The sequence below is a fragment of the Aquimarina amphilecti genome (assembly GCF_900109375.1).
GTDB classification, from domain to species: Bacteria; Bacteroidota; Bacteroidia; order Flavobacteriales; family Flavobacteriaceae; genus Aquimarina; species Aquimarina amphilecti.
This window is the reverse complement of the sequence record NZ_FOAB01000005.1, coordinates 329,833-355,564: the sequence shown is the minus strand read 5'-3', so window position 1 is coordinate 355,564 and position 25,732 is coordinate 329,833. Positions and strand designations below refer to the sequence as shown.

Below are 25,732 nucleotides of genomic sequence, written 5' to 3'. Positions count from 1 at the left end.
TAGTCCCAACTCTCACCTTAACTGGTAAGAGGGGTGTTGGTTTTTAATTAAACATATTGTTTTGCTTTCTCTAATGCTTCTTCAATTCCTGCTAGATTCTTACCTCCTGCAGTAGCAAAAAATGGTTGTCCACCTCCTCCACCTTGAATGTATTTCCCAAGCTCGCGAACTACTTGACCAGCATTCAATCCTTTTTCTTCTACCAAGTTTTTAGAAATATAACAAGACAACAATGCTTTACCATTATTATCTGCACCAAAAATCATAAAAGCATTTTTTATTTCCCCTCCTAATTCAAAAGATAAATCTTTTATTCCTGCTGGATCAAGATCAACTTTTTTACTCAAAAATTGAATTCCATTTATTTCTTCAAACTCTGATTTAAGATCTCCTTTTAAATTTTTAGCCTTATCCTTCAATAATGCTTCTATCTGCTTTTTAAGATTCGCATTCTCATCTTGCAAAGTAGTTATTGCTTTGATAGGGTCTTTAGGGTTTTTCAAAATCACTTTCACTTCTGAAAAAGCTTCAGATTGATTTGTAAAATAATCCTTTGCAGCATCACTAGTTATTGCTTCAACTCTTCTTATCCCAGCTGCAACTGCACTTTCGGATGTTATTTTAAAATGCCATATATCACTTGTATTTTGTACATGAATTCCTCCACACAACTCCATAGACTCTCCAAATCGTATTGCTCTAACATCATCTCCGTATTTTTCTCCAAATAAAGCAATAGCTCCTTCTGCAATAGCTTGATCATAAGATATACTGCGTTTTTCTTCTAACGGTAATGCTTCTCTTATCCTTGCATTTACAAAATCTTCTACTTGTTGTAATTCATCAGAAGATACTTTTGAAAAATGCGAAAAATCAAATCTTAAATTTCCACTATGAACCATCGAACCTTTTTGTTCGACATGTGTACCAAGAATAGTTCGTAATGCCTGATGCAACAAATGTGTCGCTGTATGATTAGATGCTGTTCTAGATCGTTGTTTAACATCAACAACAGCCTTATGAGTTTCGTTTATATGTTTAGGCAGTGTTTTGGTAAAATGAATGATTAAATTGTTTTCTTTTTTAGTATCCACAATATAAACCACATCCCCATTTGCAACTTCTAAATACCCTTTATCACCAACTTGTCCTCCTCCTTCTGGATAAAAAGGAGTCTTATCCAATACTAACTGATATAACTCTCCATCTTTTTTACTATCCACTTTACGGTAACGAGAAATTCTAGCCTCTCCCGAAGTATGATCGTATCCAATAAACTCTTCTTCTGCATTAGGAATCAGTATTTCCCAATCTCCAGCTTTTACTTCAGAAGCCGCTCTTGAACGATCCTTTTGTTTCTGTAATTCTGTTTTAAATACTTCTTCTTCATATTCATACCCTTGCTCAGACAATATCAAAGCCGTAAGATCTTCAGGGAAACCAAAAGTATCATACAACTCGAAAACTTTTTCTCCTGAAACTACCTTTCCTTTAGTACCCTTAACAACATTATCAAGCAACACCAATCCTTGATCTAAAGTTCTTAGAAATGAATTTTCTTCTTCTTTAATAACATTTATAATTAAATTTTTCTGAGATTTCAATTCAGGAAAAGCTCCGCTCATCTGACTACTAAGCGTATCTACCAATTTATAGATAAAAGGCTCTTTTATATTTAAGAATGTAAACCCATATCTAATTGCTCTTCTTAGAATCCTACGAATCACGTATCCAGCTCCAGTATTACTCGGTAATTGTCCATCTGCAATAGAAAATGACACTGCTCTTAGATGATCAGCAATTACACGGATCGCCACACTTACTTTACCATTTTCATCTGTTGGCAAACTATCCTTGTCATATGTAGCATTCGTAATCGTTTCGATTTCTCTAATTAAAGGTGTAAACACATCAGTATCATAGTTAGATTTTACCCCTTGCAAAGCCATACACAATCTTTCAAATCCCATTCCTGTATCCACATGTTGTGCTGGTAATTTTTCTAAAGAGCTATCTGCTTTGCGATTAAATTGCATAAATACAAGATTCCATATTTCTACGACTAATGGATCATCCTGATTTACCAAATCACGACCTGGTATTTTTGCTTTCTCTTCTTCTGATCTTAGATCTACATGAATCTCTGAGCAGGGTCCACAAGGACCTTGGTCTCCCATTTCCCAGAAATTATCATTCTTATTACCCATGATTATACGATCTTCTGGAACAATTTTCTTCCATAAATCGTATGCTTCCTGGTCCATTTCTAGGTTTTCATCTTTAGCTCCTTCAAAAACTGAAACGTATAAAATATTTTTATCTATACCGTAAACTTCGGTTAACAATTCCCAAGCCCATTCGATTGCTTCTTTTTTAAAGTAATCACCAAAACTCCAATTCCCTAACATCTCGAACATGGTATGATGATAAGTATCCATCCCCACTTCTTCTAGATCATTATGCTTACCACTAACTCTAAGACATTTTTGCGTATCGGTCAAACGATTATTCTTCGGAATTCCGTTTCCTAGAAAGTATTCTTTAAATTGATTCATCCCAGCATTGGTAAACATCAAGGTAGGGTCATCCTTAATCACCATAGGTGCAGAAGGCACTATACTATGTTTTTTGGATTCAAAAAACGCTAAAAACTGGTTTCTGATGTCTTGGGATTTCATTTTTTTATATTTTCTTTATAATCAATTAATTACCAAAAGTTATCTAAAGATATCCTATCGATATTTGTTTGTTTTTTCTGGACTTTGCGACAATTTATTATATTTGTTCTCGCCTCAAAGTATAAATAAGCCTATTTTTGGCTAATATCCTGCAAAAATAGTATATTTTAGATTATGTCAAAGGTTAAATATTACTACGATAGCGAGACGCTATCTTATCGTAGAATTGAACAAAAGAAAGGACGTAAATTTGGCTTTGCCATTTTAGGAGTTCTCGGCGCTTTTTTGGCCGGTTTTGTGCTTTTATTAATCTATTTAAACATCCCTCAATTAGAAACACCTAAAGAAAAAGCTTACAAAAGAGAACTGGACAACATGAAACTTCAGTATGAGCTTATGAACAAACAATTAAAAAAGGATCACGCTGTCCTTGCTGAAATTGCTGAAAGGGATGATAACATATACAGGTTATACTTTGGCGCGCCACCAATACCAGGAGAAGTAAGAGGTGCTGGTTATGGAGGGGTTAATAGATATAAAGGATATGAAGGTTATGATAACTCCGAAATGATTATCGAAAGTCAAAAACAAATAGACAAACTCACCAAACAAATCGCGATACAATCCATATCACTGGATGAAATTAAAAATTTAGCAGAGCAAAAAGAAGAGTTATTATCCACAATTCCTGCCATCCAACCTATTCAAAATTCTAATTTAAAACGAATGGCATCTGGATACGGATGGAGAAGTGATCCTTTTACTAAAGCTAGAAAGTTTCATTACGGGATGGATTTCTCTGCAGCAACCGGCACGCCAATATATGCATCTGGAAACGGTACAGTCACTAGAGCAGACGCAAATTCCAGTGGTTATGGTAAACATATTAGAATAGATCATGGCTTTAATTATGTAAGTCTCTACGCACATCTTAGCAAGTACAATGTTAAAAAAGGTCAAAAAGTAAAGCGTGGTGATGTTATTGGTTATGTAGGAAGTACAGGTAGATCCGTAGCCCCTCATCTTCATTACGAAATATTTAAGGATGGGGAACGTATTAATCCACGTAACTTTTATTATGGAAGTTTAACTTCTGAAGAATTTAATGAAATGCTAAAAGCTTCTTCTTTAATTAATGAAACTCTAGATTAATTCATATGCGCAAAGCACTTCTTCTTGTATTTTTAATTGGTCTTAATTTTAGTATACAAGCACAGAAATTTTCAAAAGAGACTATTGACTCAATGACTACATTTGTTGAGGATTTTAAACTAGAAATGGAAAAACTTTCGACTCCCAAAAGCATTAAGCTAATGGCTGTTGGTGATATTATGATGGGCACTAATTTTCCTAATGAAAGTTACCTGCCTCCAAAAGATAAAGGTCCATTTGACGACGTAAATATTGTTTTACAACAAGCTGATATTCTTTTCGGAAATTTAGAAGGAACTCTTACTGATAAGGGTGAAAATGCAAAAAGATGTTCTGATCCTTCTAAATGTTATTCTTTTCGTTCTCCTGAGTTTTTTGGTAAATACTTAGAAGAAACAGGCTTCGATGTTATGAGTATAGCTAATAATCATATTGGTGATTTTGGATCGATCGGTATTAAGAACACCGCTAAAACTTTAGAAAAACATAATATAGCCTATGCTGGTATTTTTGCACAGGAATCTACAATATTTGAAAAAAATGGAATCACATATGGATTTTGTGCCTTTGCCCCAAACAAAGATTGCGTAAAAATTCATAACTTAACCAAAGCAAAAAGGATTGTAAAGGAACTAAAAGAGAAAGTTGATATTGTAATTGTTTCTTTCCATGGAGGAGCCGAAGGAGCTGATCACACCCACGTTACAAGAAAAACAGAACGTTTTTACGGTGAGGATCGTGGTAATGTATATCTTTTTGCACATACATTGATTGACGCTGGTGCTGATATTATTTTGGGACACGGACCACACGTATCCAGAGCTTTTGAGGTATATAACAATAAATTTATAGCTTATAGTTTAGGTAATTTTTGCACCTATTCTAGATTTAATTTAACCGGAATAAAAGGATATGCGCCTATAGCTGAAATTGAAGTAGATCCTAAGGGTAATTTTATAAAAGGAAAACTACATTCTGCAAAACAGATTGATGAGATATATCCTTTTATGGACGATAAAAAAAGAGCTCTAAAAGAAATTAAAAAATTGACTGAGCAAGATTTTCCTGAAAGTAATTTGGTTTTTGAACAAGATGGAAGTTTTTCCCAAAAAAATGAGAATTAACTATGTATGTTGACTTACCGAAAAAAATGTACTATGGTATTGGCGAAGTAGCCGATGCATTTGATGTGAATGCTTCTCTTATTCGTTTTTGGGAAAAAGAATTTGATATTCTTAAACCAAAAAAAAATGCCAAAGGAAATAGAAAATTCACTCCAGAGGACATCAAAAACCTGGAGCTTATTTATCATTTAGTAAAAGAACGTGGATTTACCTTAGAAGGTGCTAAAATTCATCTTAAAGAGCAAAAACAAGATGCTTTAGACAGTTTTGACATTATTAGAAAACTAGAATCTATAAGAGCACAATTGCTAAAAATAAAGGAACAACTGTAAAGGTAATTTAATTCCATTCTTCTGATTTTTTCAAATAATCTAGCAATATATCTGACTCGATAGATGAAATATCAGACTGCATTTGTGTAAGTTTTGTAATACTCACCACCAGTGGAAATCCTTTAAAATTATAATCTAACCACTTTTTCCTTCTACCATTTCTATCATACACTTCTTCAGTAATCAAAATGCTATTTATTCTTGTCTTTAACTTAGGCGTTTCGACAATCCCTAATAGCTTCTCCCTAAGTTTATCAATCTCTGCCACAAACTCTTTTCCTTTTTTCGACGGGCCATTTTCTGCAAAAAACATGGTATTAGGTTTATCCATTAACTCATAATTTTTAGGATTTTTTTTACCCAGCATCTCTTGTTTAACAGATTCTATATATTCCCTGAAACCAGTTATTATGGAATCTACTTGATACGCTTTAACCAACAATTCTTCATTACTTATAGCTTTTAATAACGAATCATTATTTTTCTGAACTGAGTAATTCTTATGTTGCAAAGCTTTATCCATTTTACCAAATGTAGAAACAACATCTCTACTACTTTTAATAACAAGAAAACTAATCCCAGATATTATAAATATTAATAATAAAAGTATTATTAAAAGCGGTTTTTTCATTCTCTTAGGCTTTACTTTTTCCTAAAATATACAGCTACAGGTACTCCGTGAAAATCAAATTCTTTTCTTAATTGATTTTCTAAGTATCTTTTATATGGCTCTCTTATATACTGAGGTAAATTACAGAAAAACGCAAATTGAGGCTGAGGTGTAGGTAATTGCATACAGTATTTAATCTTTACATATTTACCTTTATATGCAGGAGGAGGATTTCTTTCTATAATAGGCAACATAGTATCGTTCATCACACTAGTTTTGATCTTTTTTGAACGATTCTTATATACTTCTACTGCTGTTTCGATAGCCTTAAAAATTCGTTGCTTTGTCAATACAGAAATAAAAACAATCGGTACATCAGTGAAAGGTTCTAATTGCTTGCGAATATGCCTCTCAAATTCTTTCATAGTATTGCTTTCTTTATTCTCTATCAAATCCCATTTATTTACAAGAATCACAATACCTTTTCGATTACGCTCTGCTAACCAGAATATATTTTGTACTTGAGCATCAAATCCTCTAGTAGCATCAACTACTAAAAGGCATACATCACTATGTTCTATTGCTCTAACCGATCTCATTACTGAGTAAAACTCTAAATCTTCTTTAACTTTAGCTTTACGTCTTATTCCTGCCGTATCAACCAAGTTAAACTCAAAACCAAAACGATTATATTTAGTATCGATAGAATCCCGGGTTGTTCCAGCAATATCTGTAACAATATATCTATCCTCTCCAATCAATCCATTAATAAAAGATGATTTCCCTGCGTTAGGTCTTCCTACAACAGCAAAACGAGGCAGTTCAGTTTCTTCCACTTCCTCTACTTCTGGTAACGCTTCTATCAACGCATCCAAAAGCTCTCCCGTTCCACTTCCGTTAATACTTGCTATTGTATAATATTCGCCGAGTCCCAAATTATAAAACTCTACTGCATTTTCAGCTCTTTTACCATTATCAACCTTATTTACAGCTAAAAAAACTGGCTTATCAACTTTACGAAGTAAGTTAGCAACTTCCTCATCCATTCCTGTAACACCAGATTCAACATCTACCATAAAAATGATTGCGTCCGCCTCATCTATTGCAAGCTCCACTTGTTTATCAATTTCGGCTTCAAAAATATCATCACTCCCTACTACATAACCACCAGTATCTATAAGCGAAAACTCTTTCCCATTCCAATCACTCTTACCATAGTGACGATCACGAGTAACTCCACTAACCGCATCTACGATTGCCTCTCTTCTCTGGATCAGTCTATTAAAAAAAGTAGATTTTCCTACATTCGGTCGACCTACGATTGCCACTATATTGCTCATTATCCTGAATTCTTAAAATTTGTGCAAAATTAGTCTTTTTATTCTTCCTAAACTATTGAACTGTAAGATGAAGTAAATAAAAATTAAAGAGGAGGTAATATAAAAAACGAAAAAGCTCAACGGTCAGCGCATCGACCTATTGAACTTTTTCATAATTGATAGTCAGTCAGTGAAATAATTACTTATTTCAAAGATAGAAACAATTCTATATAAGTTGGTTACTGTAAAACAACAAACTTTTTATGGACGTGATTATTTCACTTCATAAATTGCTACGGTATTAGACACTTCATTAGTAACTATTACCATAGCATTACCTGTTGGACTATCCTCTGCCTTTACGGTAATTAATCCTTCTGGAGAAATATCGGATGCATCTCTTAACCATTCTATAAATATGGGATTAACTGGATTGGAAATATCATATACCATTACTCCTCCTGTTCTCTCTAAACCTACAAATAATAACGTGCTTCTACCTATACTTAAAGTTTCTACCGCTTCAGGCTCTACTCCTTTATCATCTGATCTATTATCCACACCATCACCTTCGTTACTATTAAAAGCGCTAGGATCTAATTCAAAAACAGTTTTTGCAATTTGATCTCCACTATCATATACTTTGGCTCCTGTTGTAGACCAAATTGTAAAAGATCTTCCTCCATAAGCATAAATTTGATCTACATAGCCATCACCATTTGTATCTCCATTTGCAGTTGTAGTTTTTAATCTCCCAAGGTTTTCATCTAACTGTAAAGATTCTGCATCTGGATATACCGTAGGGTCTAAAATTAAATCCTTTACTCTTTCTTCTTCAGAATACCCTTCATAATCTCTTGCATCTCCTTCATTTGCTGTAATTAAAAATCTAGCTCCCTGTATTCTAGTAAAAACCATAGCATCAGGATGATAATATCCTAATACAGGCCAATTTTGGAAATTACCTACAACATCATCCCTATCGCTAGCATCTATTTGGTTTTCTGGAAGCGCATAATTTTTAAAACCTAAACCTGTAATATGTCTAACAGTCTTAGATCTTAAGTCTATAGTTGCGATACCGTTATTTTCTTGTAATGCGACATAGGCAGTCTTAGAATCATCTGAAACCGCAATATACTCTGGTTCTATATCCTGAGCTAATGTAGCCCCTGGACCAAACACTCTAAAATCATTACCAATAGTTCTTCCATTAAAACTAGTAAAACTCACTTGATTTACTTCCCCAGTAGCTACTTCAATTATCGTAATTGAACCTTCCGGATCGACTGTATATTCATCATTAGGCTCTCCTTCATTGGCAGCAACGATATATTTCCCATCAGGACTAAAAGTTACCATATCAGGTAACGCTCCAGCTGGATAAGTATTCAAAAGAGTTTGTGATTCCGCATCAAAGGTTACAATGGCACCATCTGCTTGTTTGTTAGCAGCATTTTCTAGTGCAACAGCCACAATTCCTTCATGAACAGCTACACTATTCGGAACCCCATTTAAAGCGATATCTGTTCCTGCTAACGGAGTAGAAGGATTAGATATATCCCAAACAGAAAGTTCTACGTCGTTTGGATTCACCACAAATAACTTAGCTGTCTCTGGATCAAAGGCAGAAATTTCTGCAAAACCTTCATCTCCTGTTCCATTAGTTAGACTTCCAATTTTGTTAAACGTAAGATCGTTTGTTCCACCGCCGCCCTGATAATCATCTATATTACAGGAAGAAAACACACCTGAAACTCCAATTAGGACAAGACTTAATTTGTTAAAGATTTTCATTATTAATTTGATTTGCGTTAGCTTCCAAAATTCAATAATGTATATATCCTTAATGTTATGAAAAGAATAAATTACAAATAACTTAAATTTCATAAAAAAACTGCCTAAAGAAAAATCTTTAGGCAGTTTACATATTCAAGAATAAAATCTATTTTATTTTACAATAAATTTCTTGTATTCTGTTCCTTCTTCTTTATCTATTTTAACAAGATACATTCCTGAAGGCATTGAACCTAATACATCAAAAGTTAATGATGTTTTACCTTTTGTAATTACATTCTCAGCAGCCTGAGGAATCATTGTGGAACCGGTCAAGCTATAAAAGGATATAAATACTTTTTGATCTTTCTTAGATGTCAAATCAACAGTTAATGTCTCTCCTGATCTTAATACAGTTGGATATACGGTCGATGATGCTATTGACTCATCACAGTTTTCAACAAAAACATCTACAACATCCGTAGCACTACAACTACCTACAGTAACTGTTAAAGTATAACTTGTAGTAACGCTTGGAGACACCACAACACTTCTAGTTGTCTCTCCTGTAGACCACAAATAAGTATCTGCTAAAGAAGATGTTAATGTCGCTTCTTCTCCAAAACCTTCACATAAAAACTTATCTCTTCCAGCATTTGCCTCTACAATAGTAACTCCAACTACCACCTCATCCATAGCTTCACAACCATCACTAGTTAAGATCACAGAATATGTAGTTGTATTTGTTGGTGAAACTGTTATGCTTTCAGTAGTTTCTCCAGTAGACCATAAAATATCTCCTTCTCCAACTACTGTAAGTACTACTTCTTCTCCCCAGCATATTTCTTGATCTTCACCTGCATCCGCAACAAGAGTACAACCCTCTACAAAAACAACAACTTCATCTTCAGCCGAACACCCATTTGCAAAAACAGTAACACTGTACGTTGTTGTTTCTTCTGGAGATACCGCGATAGTAGCAGTGGTCTCTCCAGTTGACCATAAATAAGTATCTCCTCCTGCAGCAGTAAGCGTAGCTGTTTCTCCTGCTAATATAGTCTGATCATCTCCAGCATTAGCAGTCACCGAACTTACGATAACAACTACTTCATCTGTAGCGGAACAATCTCCATTTGTAATTTCTACAGTATAGGTTGTAGTTTCTAAAGGCGAAACCTCGATAGTAGCTGTCGTCTCTCCTGTTGACCACACCACATCACCTTCTCCAACTACTGTAAGTGTTGTTGTTTCTCCTTCACAAATATCTTGATCATCTCCAGCATCTGCTTCTGCAGAATTTACTTTCACAACTACTTCATCTTCTCCAGCACAATCTGTACAACTTGTTACAGTTACTGAATATGTTGTATCCTCTTCTGGTGATACAGTAATACTTTGTGTAGTTTCTCCTGTAGACCATAGATACTGAACTTGTCCTTCTTCTTGAGAGATACATTCTCCAATGTTAATATTAAAATCTCCAAAAGAATCAGGATCTCCTTCTAAATTAAACCATCCTGATGCTCCATAAACCTGAGGTGTATATTCAAATACATTAGCTCCATTTCCTACTTGAAATGCTTCGCCTCTCCTAGAAATATCATAATTTAATGCTCCATCAATTTGAGTGATAGTTCCACTAATCTCTGTGTAATACACCCAGCCAGTTGCATCTTCTGATTGACAAAAGCTATCTTTAGGGCTATCAACAGGTGGTGTACTAGTAAACCCTGAGAAAGTTGCATCTACCATAAACGAAGTATTTGTAGAATTATATTCAAACACTTCTCCTTTCAATGTCGCAGTTCCATCTGTAGTATTATCATTCCAAACAAGATCTACATTTCTAAACCACAATCTAGTGCCGTTATCATTTATAAAAACAACAAATTGATGCTGTCTTCCTCTACAGTAATCTGTATTTTTAACACCATACTCAACACAATCTCCACAATCAATACCTGTTGCCTGTGCAGTTAAAGTAACTTCTTCTCCTAAACATATTTCTTGATCATCTCCAGCATCTACTATAATCGGATCATTTATTACAACCGTCACTGAATCGGAAGCCTCACAACTCCCACTAGTTGCAGTAACAACATAAGTCGTAGTTTCAGTTGGAGATACTGTAATTGTTTCTGTAGTTTCTCCTGTTGACCAACTAAATGTTCCTTCTCCAACAGCTGACAATGTAACCGTTTCTCCTAGACAAATATTTTGATCATCTCCAGCATCAACAACTGCAGATTTAACTATTACTGTTACTTCATCTGTAGCAGTACAACCATTACAATTCGTAACTGTTACAGAATAGATTGTATCTTCTTCAGGTGATACTATAATGCTTTCAGTAGTTTCTCCATTAGACCATAAAAAACTAGTGTTATTTGTTTCAGAAGTAATACAATCCCCAAAATTGAAATTAAAATCTCCTACTGGATATTCAGTATCATTGGTATCAAACCATCCACAAGCTCCAAACTTACCTAATTCTTTTTCAGTCTGGTTAGCTCCACTACCCATTTGGAACGCTGGCCCTCTTCTAGTTAAAGTTGTGGACCAAGATCCATCTTCACTAGTTATAGTCCCCGTAAATTCTGTATAGTATTGCCAAGCTGATTCATCCTCATCATTACATAGATGTGATTTTGGACTATTTGCAGGAGCTACTCCTGTTTTTCCAGTAAAGATCACATCAACTTCGTAGTTTAATTGCGTATTCGTATAATCAAAAACAGTCCCTTTTAAAGTTGCAGTTCCATCAGCAAGCTCATTCCATTCTAAATCTACGTTAGAAAAGAATCTCCCGCCATCTAACCACAGCACATAATTTTGATCCCCACGACAATAATCCGTGTTCTGCACACCATATTCTATACAACTTTCACAACTTTCATTTCCATTAGTAGTTGCTGTTAAAGTAACCTCATCTCCTAAACATATTTCTTGATCATCTCCAGCATTTACTTCTGGAACATCATTTATTATAACTTCAACTGAATCTGAAACCTCACAATCTTCACAATCAGAAACTGTAACAGTATAAATACCTCCTTCATTTACTGTAATGGATGGGGTAGTTTCTCCTGTTGACCACAAATAACTTACTTCGGTAGTTGAGGTTGTAATACAATCTCCAAGATTGAAATTAAAATCTCCTCTATTAAATTGACTATCGTTAGTATTAAACCATCCGCAAGCTCCATATCTTCCTTCCTCAGTCTCCGTAACGTTAGCTCCATCTCCTAACTGAAAAGCTGGACCTCTTCTTGATAAATCAATCGACCAAGATCCATCCGAGCTCGTTACGGTACCTGTTAATTCTGTATAATAAATCCAAGCAGATTCATCTTCGTTATTACATTCATGACTTTTAGGACTATTTGCAGGCTTAGTATTGGTTCTTCCAGAATAAACTGCATTTACCTCATATGATGTTTGTGTTAAAGTATGATCAAAAATAGTACCTGTTAGTGTAGCTGTTCCATCCGCTAACTCCTTCCATTGTAAATCAACATTAGAAAACCATCTTGGATTATTCCCATCAGTTAACCACATTACGTAATCCTGATCTCTTTTACAATTATTAGTATTGGTCACACCATACTCATCTGTGCAATCGACACACTCAGATGCTCCAGAAACAGTAGCAGTAAGTGTTACCTCTCCTTCTCCACAAAACTCTGAGTCATCTCCTGCTTCTACTGTTAAAGTACAGTTCACCTCTTCATCAGTACAAGAATCAAATACATGATGATGCAACTCTCCTTGAATATGATGATAATTAGCAGCTATAACTTGCCCATTGATATTTCCTGAAGAATCTTTAATTACATCTGATTTAGGAGCAAACAAACTCCCAATAATGGTAGAACCTCCTTTTAAAGTAATACTAGAATTATTATAAAAATTCCAAATAATAAATGCTCCCTGTTCATCTCCAATTCCTGCTAGGTTTAAGATATTCCATTCAAAATCGCCTGAAGCATCAACATTAATGATCAATGGTGTATTTTGACTAGGAGTGTTTTCAAAAGTTAAATACGGAAGACTCTGTAATTCGGTTCCTGTAATATTCAAAATATTTACAGTATTTAAAGAAAGTGAAATTTTATTATCACTACTTACTGCAACATTAGGTTGCATATTACTATAAGAAATTGACTGTGATTCAAACAATGTAAAAATCGTTTCAAAATCAATTAAATTACCTTGACCAACTGAACTTTGGTCTTGCTTTCTTTGAATCTGAATTCTAGGCTTAGAATTATAATCCTGAGCTGTAACTCTTGTATTCACAGAAGCAAAATTAAAATCAACATCAAAAACTGATGATCCATTTAAATCCCCAATTTTAGTATATCCCTGATTAAGATGTATCCCTTCTCCAGAAACATAGATTACTTTTCCATTTACAACTAAAGATGAAGCTTGATCATCTCCATTAAAAAAATTAGCTCCAGGTGTTTGAGCAGCTATCGTAATAATTCCATCAATAGTTAAATTTCCTCCTAATGCAATAGGGCCTTCAGTATCACCACCATTAACTGTGGTGTTATATCTAACAAATGCATTATATCCCAAAGCTCTATCTAATGGGTTATTACAGGCAGATGTTGTCGAATAAGAATCTTCTTCATTCTTATCAGTTACGGTACTAAATCCCGAATTCAATATAAAAATGACGATCATTGTTAAACTAAATAAAGTTGAAGTAATTGAAATAGCTCCAAATTTATTGCTCAACGAGTTAAGCTTGTTAGTAATTTTTGACATGTGTAGTTGTTTTTTTCGTTTGAGATAAAGAAACTCAAACTGGTTAATTTATTTTGGGTTTTAAAAAATAAACACACGAGATGTGAAATCAAATATTGATCCTTGACCATAAGAGTCGACAAATCTCTTGTGATTTATTTAGATTTTTAGAGTTAAGCGTGTATTAAAAAGTGTGTGAAGATAAAGTATTGTTCATATCATATTTTAGGGCGTTTTAAATATGTTAATGATGCAAAACTATAGGTTTCACTCTAAAAAAACATAAAAAAAGATGTAAAAACGTTTAAATGCAGGGTTTTATCTTCAAAATACAGTTTTCCCGTAATTGATGAAATTTTCAAACTCATAAAAATCCTACAAACAAGATAAGGGGATTTTTACCACAAAAAACTAACGATTATAACCAAAACGTTTTAATTGACGCTCATTATTTCGCCAATTCTTATTAACCTTTACGTATAACTCAATATGAATTTGTTTTCCAAAAAACTTTTCTAATTCCCTCCTTGCTTCTACTCCAACTCTTTTAAGTGCAGATCCTTTATGTCCTATAATGATCCCTTTTTGAGAGTCTCTCTCTACCATAATTACAGATCTGATTCTAATAATTTTTTCGTCCTCGAAAAATTCTTCAGTTTCTACTTCTACAGAATACGGAATTTCTTTCTTGTAGTGCATTAAAATTTTTTCTCGAATAGCTTCGTTTACAAAAAAACGCTCTGGTTTATCTGTCAGTTGATCCTTAGGATAAAAAGGAGGTGAATCCGGTAATAACTCTACAATTCTCCCAAAAACCTCTTTAACATTAAAGTTTTCTAAAGCTGAGATTGGATACAATTCTGCGTTAGGAACTTTTTCTGCCCAGAACTTAACTTGTTCTTCTAATTGTTCTTGGTTTGATTGATCTATCTTATTTAATAATAAAAAAACAGGAATCTTAGCATTCGTAATTTTATTAAAAAACGCTTCATCTTTAAGTTCTTTTTCTCCTATTTCTACCATATAAATGAGAACATCAGCATCTTCAAAAGCGGATTTCACAAACCCCATCATAGATTCTTGTAATTCATACGCTGGTTTTATAATCCCAGGTGTATCTGATAAGATAACCTGAAAATCATCTCCATTTACAATTCCCAAAATCCTATGTCTTGTTGTTTGCGCTTTAGAGGTAATGATAGACAATCTTTCCCCAACGAAAGCATTCATCAATGTCGATTTTCCAACATTGGGGTTTCCAATAATATTTACAAAACCTGCTTTATGATTCATATATATATGATTTTGTTGCAAAGTTAGTCGATTATTACACAAAATTACTGAATCTAGCGCATGAATATTTCATCCATACATAGATTTAAAGATAGGGTTTCATCCAAATGAAACAATCTCTACTTCACATAAAAAGCGTAACATAGGTAAACCTTTTGTTAATTTTTCGTAAATTTAATTCCAGTACGTTTTTAAAACCCCACAAAAACAGATAATTTATTTTATAAATACTGGGATTATTTTGGGAAACTATTCTATCTCTTTTTTAAGTGCTTTGAAAACATATCACACCATGTATTTATATGCATCTGTGATCATGTTACTAATGCTATCACATTTAAGCTTTGGACAAAACACAGATAAATTACTCACCAAAGCAGATCAAAGTTTTGAAGCCTTAGCGTATATAAATGCTCGAGATATCTATCTTGATGTTGCTAAACAGGGATACTCTTCTGCGGATCTTTACCGAAAATTAGCTGACTCATACTATTTCACAGGAGAACCAGAAGAATCAATACAGTGGTATGAAAAGTTAATATCAAATTTTTCTGAAGAAATAAAACCCGAGTATTTATTTAGGTATGCACAAAGTCTTAAAAGTGCAGAACGATATGATGATTCAGATAATATAATGGAAAGGTTTTATATCATTACGGGAAATGATAAAAGAGCAAAATCTTTTATCAATAGACGTGATTATCTAGATTTTATTGAAATGCAATCTGGTAAATATGATTTATATACCCTTACTATAAATTCTGAATATTCTGATTACGCTCCAAGTTTCGATCATAAAGGTAATATTGTATTCGCTTCTTCCAGAAGTAAAAACTCCAAACTTCATGAATGGAATAAAATGCCATTCTTAGATCTTTTTTCTTCTAAAATAAATAACAACAATATCTCTACACAAGAATCAAAAAAACTAAAAGGTAAAATAAATACTAAATTCCATGAATCTTCTACCAGTTTCTCCAAAGATGGAAATACAATGTATTTTACACGAAATAATTTCACCAATAATAAACTTGGTAAAAGTAGAAAAGGAGTAGTTTTATTAAAACTGTATAAAGCTACTTTCTCTAATCAGAAATGGTCCGATATCGAAGAATTACCATTTAATAGTGATAATTACTCTATTTCTCATCCTGCATTAAGTCCTGATGGCAAACAATTATATTTTGCGAGTGATATGAAAGGGACCAGAGGGAAATCTGATTTATTTGTAATCGATATACTTCCTAACGGGAAATATGGAAACCCAAAAAACCTAGGAGATGACATTAATACAGAAAGTAGAGAAACCTTTCCCTACGTCAGTGAAAGTGGTAGGTTATATTTTGCTAGTGATGGTCACGTTGGACTAGGTGGGTTGGATATATTTGTAGCTATTCCTAAAGATAATGGTTCTTACGAAATATTCAACGTAGGAAAACCTATAAACAGCCCTAAAGACGATTTCTCCTTTGTATTAGATGAAGATAATAATACAGGTTACTTTGCTAGTAACAGAAAAGGCGGAAAAGGAAATGATGATATTTATAGCTTTAGGCAGACAGAAGAATTAATTACTGAATGTAAAGAATATCTTAGCGGAATTATTACAGATAGTGAAACAAATGAAACCGTTGCAAATGCAAATGTGACCTTATTAGACACTGATGGAAATATTATAAATGAAATTAAATCTGATTATGATGGAGCTTATAGTTTTGAAGTCGATTGTGATAAACAATATATCATACGAGTCTCTATAGAAGGCTTTAATCCAAATGATATTATTTTTAAATCACGAAACACTTTTGAGACTTTAAATAATGTTCCTATACCGTTCAAGAAAGAAAAATTATTATCTATGACTTCTGAACCTGTTAATATAGGTGATGATATTGTTACTCCATTACAATTACGAACTATTTTCTTTGACCTTGATACTGACGATATTAGATCAGATGCTATTGCTGATTTACAAAAGGTGATTTCTGTTATGAAGCAGAACCCTAATCTAAAAATTGAAGTACGTTCTCATACCGATAGTAGATCTAGTTACTGGTATAATAAAAAACTTAGCGTAAAACGTATGCGTGCAACCGTAAGATACATAATTCGTAATGGCGGAATAAATTGGAGACGTATTCGAGGTAAAGCTTACGGAGAACGAAGACTTATTAACGAATGTACGAATGGCACGCCATGTACCGAAGAAAAGCATCAAGAAAACAGAAGAAGTGAATTTATTGTGAGGAAGTAAATGAATAATCATTGTGAAACGTGAAAAAACACTAAGGTTTTCTCACGTTAAAAACTTATTCTCTATAGTCCTAAAATATTAGCATCTACCCTAAATACACAATCTACTTTGATATTATAATCTTCATTTATAGTCTCATCTGTTGTCGTAGAAGCTCGTAATGTAAAAGTATCTTGCTTTAAAAAATCTTTTAATTCAACTCCTGTAGTTTCTAATTCGATTATCTGCAAATCTTGATTCTCTAAATTTTCTGCAAAAGCTATCTCGGCCTCTTCTAAACCTTCCGCATCTATAAACAAATGCACTTCTCTTAGAAAATTAAAATCACCATCATTAGGATTTTCTACAATTAAGCGAAGCTTTTTTAACTGAATACTTTCTATCAAAGAACTACTGGTGTTGTTACTTTCAAATTCTGATTCGGAATTTGTAGGAACTGGTGGCGTCTCTAGGCTAATAGGAATATCAACTATTGTAGTGGATGCAACAGTAAAATTTGACTCATAATCTAATTCAAATACTGTTAACCGATTTAATTCTTCACAAGAAGTATTAATAGTCAATAACAAAAGGGTAATTACATAAAAAAACTTTTTCATTTTATCGTATTTTGAGGTTGTTCCAAATATATACGAAAAAAAACACTAGCCGGTTTTCTTATTTATTTTTTTATAAATGAATATAACTATTAAGTTAAGGGGTTATCTTTTTTAGAAGTAATTTTCTGAAAATAAATCTTAGCTTGTGCATTAACCTTAGGAGCTAGAAGTAATCCAGATATTACTGTAGGTATAGCCATTAACGCAAAAGCACTGTCTATTAAATTAATAGCAAAATCTATCTTTACTACAGCCGAAAGAATGATAGAACCTATATAAATGTAATTATAATATTTCCCATATTTTGGTTTAGTTAAAAAGCCTAAACAGGTCACTCCATAATAAGAAAATGAAAATAAAGTCGATAAAGCAAAAACAAGAACCATAACGATCACTATGCCATCTCCAATACCATAAGGCAAAACGGAATTAAATGCCTCTAAGGTCAAAGAAATCCCATTACCGTCAGAATGTTTCCATACACCTGTAGACAAAATTGCTAGCGCAGTTAACGTACATATAAGAAGCGTATCAATAGCAGGACCAATCATAGCAACCAAACCTTCTCTAACAGGTTCATTAGTTTTGGCATTACCATGCATCATCGGTGCAGTACCAATTCCCGCTTCATTAGAAAAAGCAGCGCGTTTCACACCTGTTTTAATCAAATACCCTAAAGCTCCTCCTGCTGCAGCTTCCCCAGAAAAAGCATCTGAAAAAATTAAAATAAACATTTCAGGAATCTTATCTATCTTCAAAATCAATATAGTAAAGACTGTAATAAAATATAAAACAACCATAAAAGGGACTAGTCTACTTGCTACTAATCCAATTCTCCTAATTCCTCCGAGAATTACAAAAGATGCCATTATCGCCAAAACAATGCCTATATACAATTTAGCCCCTTCATCCCAATCCAATACATCAACCAAAGTCTGAGTAAGTTGATTCACTGTAAAAGCCGGTAACGTCCCTACCAAACCTGCTAATGCAAAGAAAATTGCCAATGGTTTCCAATGCCGCCCTAATCCTTCTATAATAACATACATAGGACCACTAAGAGTCTTTCCTTCTTCACTCTCAGATCTATACATTATAGCAAGAGTACAGGTATAAAACTTCGTCGCCATACCTATTAATGCACTAATCCACATCCAGAAAATAGCCCCCGGACCCCCCATGACTAATGCTATGGCTACACCACTTATATTCCCCATACCTACCGTTGCTGCAATTGCAGAAGATAAAGCCTGAAAATGACTTAATTGACCTGGAGCATTTTCATTATCATATTTACCTCTAAGTACATTTATGGCGTGTCTGAAATATAAAAAAGGTGTAAAACGAGAATATATAAGAAAAAACAGACCTCCACCAATCAAAAGAACAAGTAATGGCCAATCCCATATCCAGGAGCTAAAAGCAGCAATACTTTCTTCTATCTTTTTAAACATAGGACGGACTTATAAGTATGATAAAGGTAAGGTATATTTCTAATTATTGGGATTAATCCGTTTCCATTTCTAAAACTATAAAAGCGAAAAAACAATTTGAAACTATATCAGGTAGCTCTTATAAATCTAGGTTTATCAATACCTCTGTCGTACATCACAATACTGCCCGCGACTGCGACATTAACACTCAACTCTGATTTAAATTTAATTAAGAAATGTGATTTTTCTATTGCAGTTTTAGACAAACCGTGATCTTCTGCCCCAAGTAAATACACGCATCGCTTAGGGTGATTAAAAGTCTCTAATGCAATAGCATCTTTAGTCAACTCAACACCCACTAACATGGCTCCTTTTGGAAGATTCTGATAAAAATCCTGAAAAGTATTGTAATGGAAATATGGCATAGATTTTACCGCATTATGTGTATCACTTGCTTGTTTAGCATATCGATTACCTATAGTAAATATATAACTTGCCCCCATATTCTGAGCAGTTCTCCACAGAACTCCCAAGTTCTCAGGAGTTTTTCCATTCTGAATCCCAATACCAAAGAATTCATTTTCAAAATTATCAATCATATTACAAAAATAAATAGTAGATGTTTAATAACAATAAAAAAATGATTCATAAGATAACTAATGCATTCCAATTATGTTAAAACCGTAAAGAGATGTACGAATTCTAAATTAATACTAACGAATTCTAAAACCGGATTATTTTAACCGCATATAGCACATAAATTTGTCCAAAATAATCAACCTCAAAATAATACTGTTATGAAAAAGATCATTGTTTTTTTCATCCTAATTTTAGGATTTCAGTTTATGAAAGCACAAAGTTTTCAGAAGACGGGGAAGTATAAAACAGTTACCGAAATTAAAGAGAATGGTTCAGAGCAACCGACTTGCATTGTTAATCTGATTCGTTTGGGGGGAATTTCGGAAAACGTATTTACTTTCACACTCAATGATATTGAGCTTTTTGAGGACATCTTTATTACCACCTTGGAGAACCCTGGTCTGGAAGGGATCTCTGAGGTGATTAAGATGGAGGTAGAATATCTGGCATGTTGTGCTCAGGTAGAATCTCATTATTTTATGGTAACTGACAAGAATAAGCTTGTTCCTTTACCACAGCTAACAAATATTTATTGCGAAAATTCGGACACAGATTCTCAATATACTTTTCCAAATCAAGAATATGGTATAGAAGGTAATATTTTAGAAACTGAGACCTTATATAAAGATACAGCAGAAATTAAATACGTAAACCTAAAACAAAGTCTCACCTGGAATGACAACAAAGTTAATACTCCAAAAAATACAGCAATCACCAGTTACTAAGATATTAGGTGTAGAGAATCATAATATTTATTATTCTATAATTTTATTGTACTGTATTGCTTTATTTTTTTTCACAATTCTGGTAAGCTTTAAACTTTTTTATTAAAATAAAACTATTGTATACGGCAGGCGCGTCCAATTATTTCCAATTTGTTTTTTCCCAAAAAAACTGCCTGCTTGTATACGGTTTTACTCAATATTATTTTCATCTAAGTATTTAATGGGTACACGTAACAAGAAAATCAGTTTGATTATATTTGTTATCAAACTATAGTTTTTTTATGAGCCCCAAACGCTTTTCATATTTACTATCCTTTTCAATTATATGGATAAGTACTATTCACTTAGTATCTGCTCAAAATAATGGCCTACGAGCGTACACTTTAGAAGATGGCTTACCACAATCTCAAGTATATGATATCATACAAGATGATATTGGTTATTTATGGTTAGGAACCCGTGGAGGTGGGTTAAGCAGATTTAATGGAGAAGAATTTGAAACTTGGAACGAGGACGATGGACTTTTATCAAATTACATACACTCTCTACTTTTTGCTAAGGATAGTTTATTTATAGGTACCAGAAGAGGTTTATCGATAAAAACGAAGAAGAAATTTCATAATTTCGAGGGATTACAGGTAAATAAAATATTTAGGATCCATAACAAAACGTATCTGGCCACAAACGTCGGCATATACATATATACTAGTGCCAATGGGCTAAAAAAAGTACAATTAGATCCTAAAATAAATACCAGTATCGTAAATGGAATTGTGTTTGATGGTAAGTTATTCTGGATTGCTACTAATAAAGGTCTTTGGAAACTAAATAAAATTCATAAAGATGCCAGTATTATGGTACGACATAGTGCCTACAATTTTACTTCTGCATTATATCATAAAACCAAAGTGTTTGCCGCGGCTCTCAATCAAGGGATTTTGGTCTTAAACACAAATGCAAAAAGTTACGGTAACAAATGGATTCAAAAACCACTAAATGTTAATAATATTTCGATTCTAGATACCGAATTATGGTTTTCCACCAATAATGAAGGAATTACCGTATTAGATGCTAGTAATTATCGATTAAAGAAAAAAATAAATCGAAAAAATGGTTTAGCAGTTTCTACTATTAGAAAAACTATTTCGGATCGTCAATCCAACATCTGGATCGCAACTTCTGGAGGAGGGTTTTATAAATATTCGCAAAACAACTTTACACACTACAATCAGGATACTGGATTAAAAGGTAATCGGGTATATGCTGTCCATGGCTTTAATGAGGAAATCTGGGCTTCCAATTCTGAAGCAGGATTAATAAAGATTGACACTACAGGGATAGTACAAATCAAACAAGACAAAAGATTATCCGAGATTAAAATTAAAACAATCACTCACGATAGTCGAGGAAATATCTGGGCTGGTACAGAAGGGAAAGGAATTTTATTTAAAGAAATAAAATTTAAAGATAGTATTGTAAGAAATAAGAGGTCTAAAAAACAAGCTAAAGACACCATTACTAAACAAGTAATCAAAAATTATATCATCAATAAAAGAAGAGGGTTATCTTCTAACTGGGTTCGATCTATACATATCTCTGGCGACACGGTTTGGGCAGCTACATACTCCTCTGGAATCACTAGATTCATATATGATTACAAGAGACATAAAGTAAAATCAGTTAGACGATTTACTAAAAAACGTGGTATAAAAGATCTTGAGATTAAACATATGGCCTCTGACAGAAAAGGTAAAATATGGTATGCTACAGAAAATGGAAGTATTGGGTTTATTAAAAAGAATAAAGTTACACACCTTAGTAATGTACTCAATCAAAAAATTGCGATCAATTGTTTTCTTTTTAAAGACGACAACCTATATCTCGGTACAGCAGGACAAGGAATTTGGTGGGCAAGTTTAAAAGAAGACAAGCTCTCTTTTAAAAAGATAAAAGGAGAAAAGAACTTATACTCAAACAATATCTATCAAATGATATTTGATAATGAAGATAATTTATGGGTTGGTACTGAACGTGGTGTAGATCGAATAGAAATCAACTTAATAAATCAAATTACTGATGTTTTCCATTTTGGGCGTAATGATGGTTTCTTAGGTATAGAAACTTGTCTAAATGCTATAAGTAAGGACATCGAAGGAAACTTATGGTTTGGAGCCATATATGGACTTACCAAATATGAACCTGGTGAAACAGATAAGACTAGTGTAAAACCAGAAATTCATTTTGAAAATATAGAAATAGCATATCAGACGCTTGACTCTATAAATCCTGATATCTGGGCTAAAAACGACAACGTATTGCAACTTACTCCCGAGCAAACTGAACTTTCATTTAACTATAAGACTATTGATCTGGATCATCCAAATGATATAGAATATAGATATAAATTAAACAACACTGCCTGGAGTCCTTGGTCATCAGAGAAAAAACAAAATCTGGCAGGATTGGCTTATGGTGCTCATTCATTTTCTGCCCAATCCAGAAATTATAGATGGGAAGAAAGTGAACCAATAACATTCAAAATATTCATAGATAGTCCTATTTATAAAAAGCTCTGGTTTCAGCTTGCAACACTCGGACTTATTCTTCTAGTGCTAACAATAATTACGTTACTATATATTAGAAAAGTAAAGCTGAAAAATAAAGAAGAACGAGAAAAACTACAAATGCAGAATCACTTACTTTCTTTAGAGCAAAAAGCATTAAGATTGCAAATGAATCCACATTTTATTTTCAATGTACTTAATGGTATTAAGGCTATGGGAACCAGTAATCCCGCTAAAATGAATAGCACCATTAACACTTTTGCGACCTTACTAAGAGAAACATTATATAATTCTAGAAAAGACAATATCACATTGGATCAGGAAATGAAAACCCTGAAACACTATATTGAAGTAGAAAAATTAATGGCAAATAAGCCTTTTGAATATACTATTTCTATTGATTCTGAGTTTGATCCGGAAGAAGTACTAATCCCTCCAATGCTTATACAACCATTTGTTGAAAATGCAATACGACATGGTATTCTAAAAGGAAATAGGGATGGAAAATTAAAAGTATTTTTTGATACTAATGAAGAATTCTTACATTGTAAAATATTAGATAACGGAATGGGTATTTTCCAGTCCCAAAAAACCAAAACCAAAACGGATCATCAATCCATGGCATTAACGGTAACTAGAGAAAGATTAGAATCTATATCAGGAAAAGATGCACTACAGATAAAAGAGATTCTAAATGAAGACTCCTCTGTAGAAGGAACGGAGATATCGTTTAAAATACCATTATTAACCGATTATTAAAAGATACTATGCTTACAGCAATTATTGTAGAAGATATGCCAGATGCGCTTCAACTTTTAAAAAGTGACCTGGAAACAAATCATCCTGAAATAAAAATTATAGACACAGCCCGAAGCGTAGTAGAAGCCGCAAAATCACTTAGAACTAATGTGCCAGATATTTTGTTTCTAGATATTATGCTAGGGGATGGAACAGGTTTTGACGTCTTAGAAATATTTCCAGAATTAAAATCAAAAATCATTTTCGTAACGGCAAGTGATGAATACGCAATAAGAGCCTTTAAATTTGCAGCCATTGATTATGTTCTAAAACCTTATTCTAATGAAGAATTAGCACAAGCTATATCCAAAGCAAAAGAACAAATTCAACCTAATAAGGAACGATTAAATATTCTTAAAGACACACTGTCTGCACCAGAACAAAAACCTGATAAAATATCGTTACACACTTTAGATAAAATTATTATTGTAAGCTTAGATGATATTGTTAGATGTGAATCCGACAGTAATAATACTATTTTTTACCTACAAGACGGTCAAAAGGTGTTTGTAACGAAAACTTTAAAATATTTTGCCGACATGCTTAAAAATTATCAATTTTTACGTGTACACCAAAGTCATTTAATCAATCTACAATGTATTAGTGCTTTTATCAAAGCAGATGGTGGTTATCTAATGCTAAAAAATGGAGAGAATGTTCCGGTTTCTGTTAGAAAAAAGGTGGAAGTAATGGAGATCTTAGATCGCATGCATAGATAATGCAGAAAGAGTAACTGTTTTATAGCAATTCATTTTACCACCGTTCTAACCATTAAACCATATTTTAACTAAAAATTTGGGCATATTGGTCTACGAATGTATAACTGATTTGCTTTTTAATTTTACCAAGATTTTTCCATATACTTGTAACATCGAGCGCATTCCAATTTTTGGATTGTACCGTATAACAATCTAAAATTTGATCATATATTGTTCTAACTCCTAAAGCTCCCATATCTGCTTTTATTTTTACATGTATAGCAATGTAATTACCTTCAGAACTACAATTATATATTTCAACTTTTATACCTGGCTCATCGTTAATTTGCGTTTTAACATACCCATTGCATGGAACTTTAATTTTTTCTATCTCTCCTGTATTTATATTATTGAATTCACTTGAGTAATACACTCTGTAATAATCATCTCCAAGATTTACTAGCTGAAGCGTTGTTTTTAAACGCTTTTGAAATGGAAAACTACCGAACTTTACTTTTTGTGTCTTTGTATTAACAACAGAATATTTCATGCTTTCAAGTTTTACGTTAATAATTATACAGTATCAAATTATTGAGGTAAAACTAAAGAATAAGGTGTTTCAAAACTATTTCATCATATTTCATCACCTTCAATTAAAAACTTTATAATATGCCAAGTGCTGTAGAATCTACCCCATTGACTCTACAGCACGATTATCTTAAATTATCTGCTTGGCTTTATGAACATCAAATCATTTCCCCATTTATAAATTCCCCTTATGGTTGATTTGATGTAATACTTATCACTATTCTGATTTTACCTAACAAACAATGAGAATACTTTAACCATCCAAAATACCAAGCTCTTTTTATCTAAATCTTGTGAGTTTCTAGTTATCATTTTTAAAGTATATAATTAATTCCTATTGTTTGATGAGACAAATATAGATTGAGTCATTAAAAAATAATATTTCATCGTATTTC

Annotated in this window: 17 protein-coding genes; 7 read left to right on the top strand and 10 right to left on the bottom strand. The window is 33.1% G+C overall.

What is annotated here, in order from left to right; all coding sequences use genetic code 11:
* Positions 1–47 precede the first annotated feature (47 nt).
* The gene (gene alaS, locus BMY33_RS14960) at positions 48–2,678 is read right to left on the bottom strand and encodes an alanine--tRNA ligase (RefSeq protein ID WP_091410066.1); all 2,631 of its coding nucleotides are present in this window, start codon (positions 2,676–2,678) and stop codon (positions 48–50) included.
* Between the two features lie 174 nt (positions 2,679–2,852).
* Between alaS and BMY33_RS14955 the strand changes: the two genes are divergently transcribed.
* The 3 genes from BMY33_RS14955 to BMY33_RS14945 are packed head-to-tail and all read left to right on the top strand — an operon-like array spanning position 2,853 to position 5,286.
* On the top strand, positions 2,853–3,830 hold the full coding sequence (locus tag BMY33_RS14955) for a M23 family metallopeptidase (protein WP_091410065.1): 978 nt from the start codon (positions 2,853–2,855) through the stop codon (positions 3,828–3,830).
* Between the two features lie 5 nt (positions 3,831–3,835).
* Positions 3,836–4,954 (top strand): CapA family protein, encoded by a 1,119-nt coding sequence (locus BMY33_RS14950; protein WP_091410063.1) that lies wholly within the window; start codon positions 3,836–3,838, stop codon positions 4,952–4,954.
* 2 nt (positions 4,955–4,956) lie between these two features.
* The gene (locus BMY33_RS14945; protein ID WP_091410061.1) at positions 4,957–5,286 is read left to right on the top strand and encodes a MerR family transcriptional regulator; all 330 of its coding nucleotides are present in this window, start codon (positions 4,957–4,959) and stop codon (positions 5,284–5,286) included.
* A 7-nt stretch (positions 5,287–5,293) separates the two neighbouring features.
* Here BMY33_RS14945 and BMY33_RS14940 read toward each other — a convergent pair whose 3' ends face one another.
* The 5 genes from BMY33_RS14940 to era all read right to left on the bottom strand — a co-directional run bounded on the left by BMY33_RS14940 (position 5,294) and on the right by era (position 15,039).
* Positions 5,294–5,917, bottom strand: a complete 624-nt coding sequence (locus tag BMY33_RS14940; protein ID WP_091410060.1) for a hypothetical protein — start codon at positions 5,915–5,917, stop codon at positions 5,294–5,296.
* Between the two features lie 11 nt (positions 5,918–5,928).
* Positions 5,929–7,236, bottom strand: coding sequence for a ribosome biogenesis GTPase Der (gene der / locus BMY33_RS14935; RefSeq protein WP_091410058.1), 1,308 nt, complete (start codon positions 7,234–7,236; stop codon positions 5,929–5,931).
* A gap of 252 nt (positions 7,237–7,488) precedes the next feature.
* Positions 7,489–9,012, bottom strand: a complete 1,524-nt coding sequence (locus BMY33_RS14930) for a choice-of-anchor I family protein (protein WP_091410328.1) — start codon at positions 9,010–9,012, stop codon at positions 7,489–7,491.
* A gap of 153 nt (positions 9,013–9,165) precedes the next feature.
* Positions 9,166–13,767, bottom strand: coding sequence for a collagen-binding domain-containing protein (locus BMY33_RS14925; protein WP_091410054.1), 4,602 nt, complete (start codon positions 13,765–13,767; stop codon positions 9,166–9,168).
* Positions 13,768–14,157: 390 nt separating this feature from the next.
* Positions 14,158–15,039, bottom strand: a complete 882-nt coding sequence (era, locus tag BMY33_RS14920) for a GTPase Era (RefSeq protein WP_091410052.1) — start codon at positions 15,037–15,039, stop codon at positions 14,158–14,160.
* Between the two features lie 292 nt (positions 15,040–15,331).
* Here era and BMY33_RS14915 point away from each other — a divergent pair, with 292 nt between their 5' ends.
* On the top strand, positions 15,332–17,293 hold the full coding sequence (locus tag BMY33_RS14915) for an OmpA family protein (RefSeq protein ID WP_091410050.1): 1,962 nt from the start codon (positions 15,332–15,334) through the stop codon (positions 17,291–17,293).
* A 62-nt stretch (positions 17,294–17,355) separates the two neighbouring features.
* Here BMY33_RS14915 and BMY33_RS14910 read toward each other — a convergent pair whose 3' ends face one another.
* The 3 genes from BMY33_RS14910 to BMY33_RS14900 form a co-directional block, all read right to left on the bottom strand.
* Complete coding sequence (locus BMY33_RS14910) at positions 17,356–17,892, bottom strand: hypothetical protein (RefSeq protein WP_091410049.1); 537 nt, start codon at positions 17,890–17,892, stop codon at positions 17,356–17,358.
* An 89-nt stretch (positions 17,893–17,981) separates the two neighbouring features.
* Positions 17,982–19,346, bottom strand: coding sequence for an alanine/glycine:cation symporter family protein (locus BMY33_RS14905; protein ID WP_091410047.1), 1,365 nt, complete (start codon positions 19,344–19,346; stop codon positions 17,982–17,984).
* A gap of 107 nt (positions 19,347–19,453) precedes the next feature.
* Positions 19,454–19,924 (bottom strand): RNA methyltransferase, encoded by a 471-nt coding sequence (locus tag BMY33_RS14900; RefSeq protein WP_091410045.1) that lies wholly within the window; start codon positions 19,922–19,924, stop codon positions 19,454–19,456.
* A gap of 198 nt (positions 19,925–20,122) precedes the next feature.
* On the opposite strand from BMY33_RS14900, the gene BMY33_RS14895 reads away from it, so the two are divergent.
* From BMY33_RS14895 to BMY33_RS14885, 3 genes are all read left to right on the top strand, one after another.
* A complete protein-coding gene (locus tag BMY33_RS14895; protein WP_091410043.1) occupies positions 20,123–20,689 on the top strand; it encodes a hypothetical protein in 567 nt (188 codons plus the stop codon).
* Between the two features lie 281 nt (positions 20,690–20,970).
* Entirely contained in the window at positions 20,971–24,012 is a 3,042-nt protein-coding gene (locus BMY33_RS14890) for a sensor histidine kinase (protein WP_091410041.1), read from the top strand.
* 8 nt (positions 24,013–24,020) lie between these two features.
* Entirely contained in the window at positions 24,021–24,770 is a 750-nt protein-coding gene (locus tag BMY33_RS14885; RefSeq protein WP_027395246.1) for a LytR/AlgR family response regulator transcription factor, read from the top strand.
* A gap of 64 nt (positions 24,771–24,834) precedes the next feature.
* On the opposite strand, the gene BMY33_RS14880 is transcribed toward BMY33_RS14885, so the two are convergent.
* The gene (locus BMY33_RS14880; RefSeq protein ID WP_091410040.1) at positions 24,835–25,299 is read right to left on the bottom strand and encodes a hypothetical protein; all 465 of its coding nucleotides are present in this window, start codon (positions 25,297–25,299) and stop codon (positions 24,835–24,837) included.
* Positions 25,300–25,732: the final 433 nt, after the last annotated feature.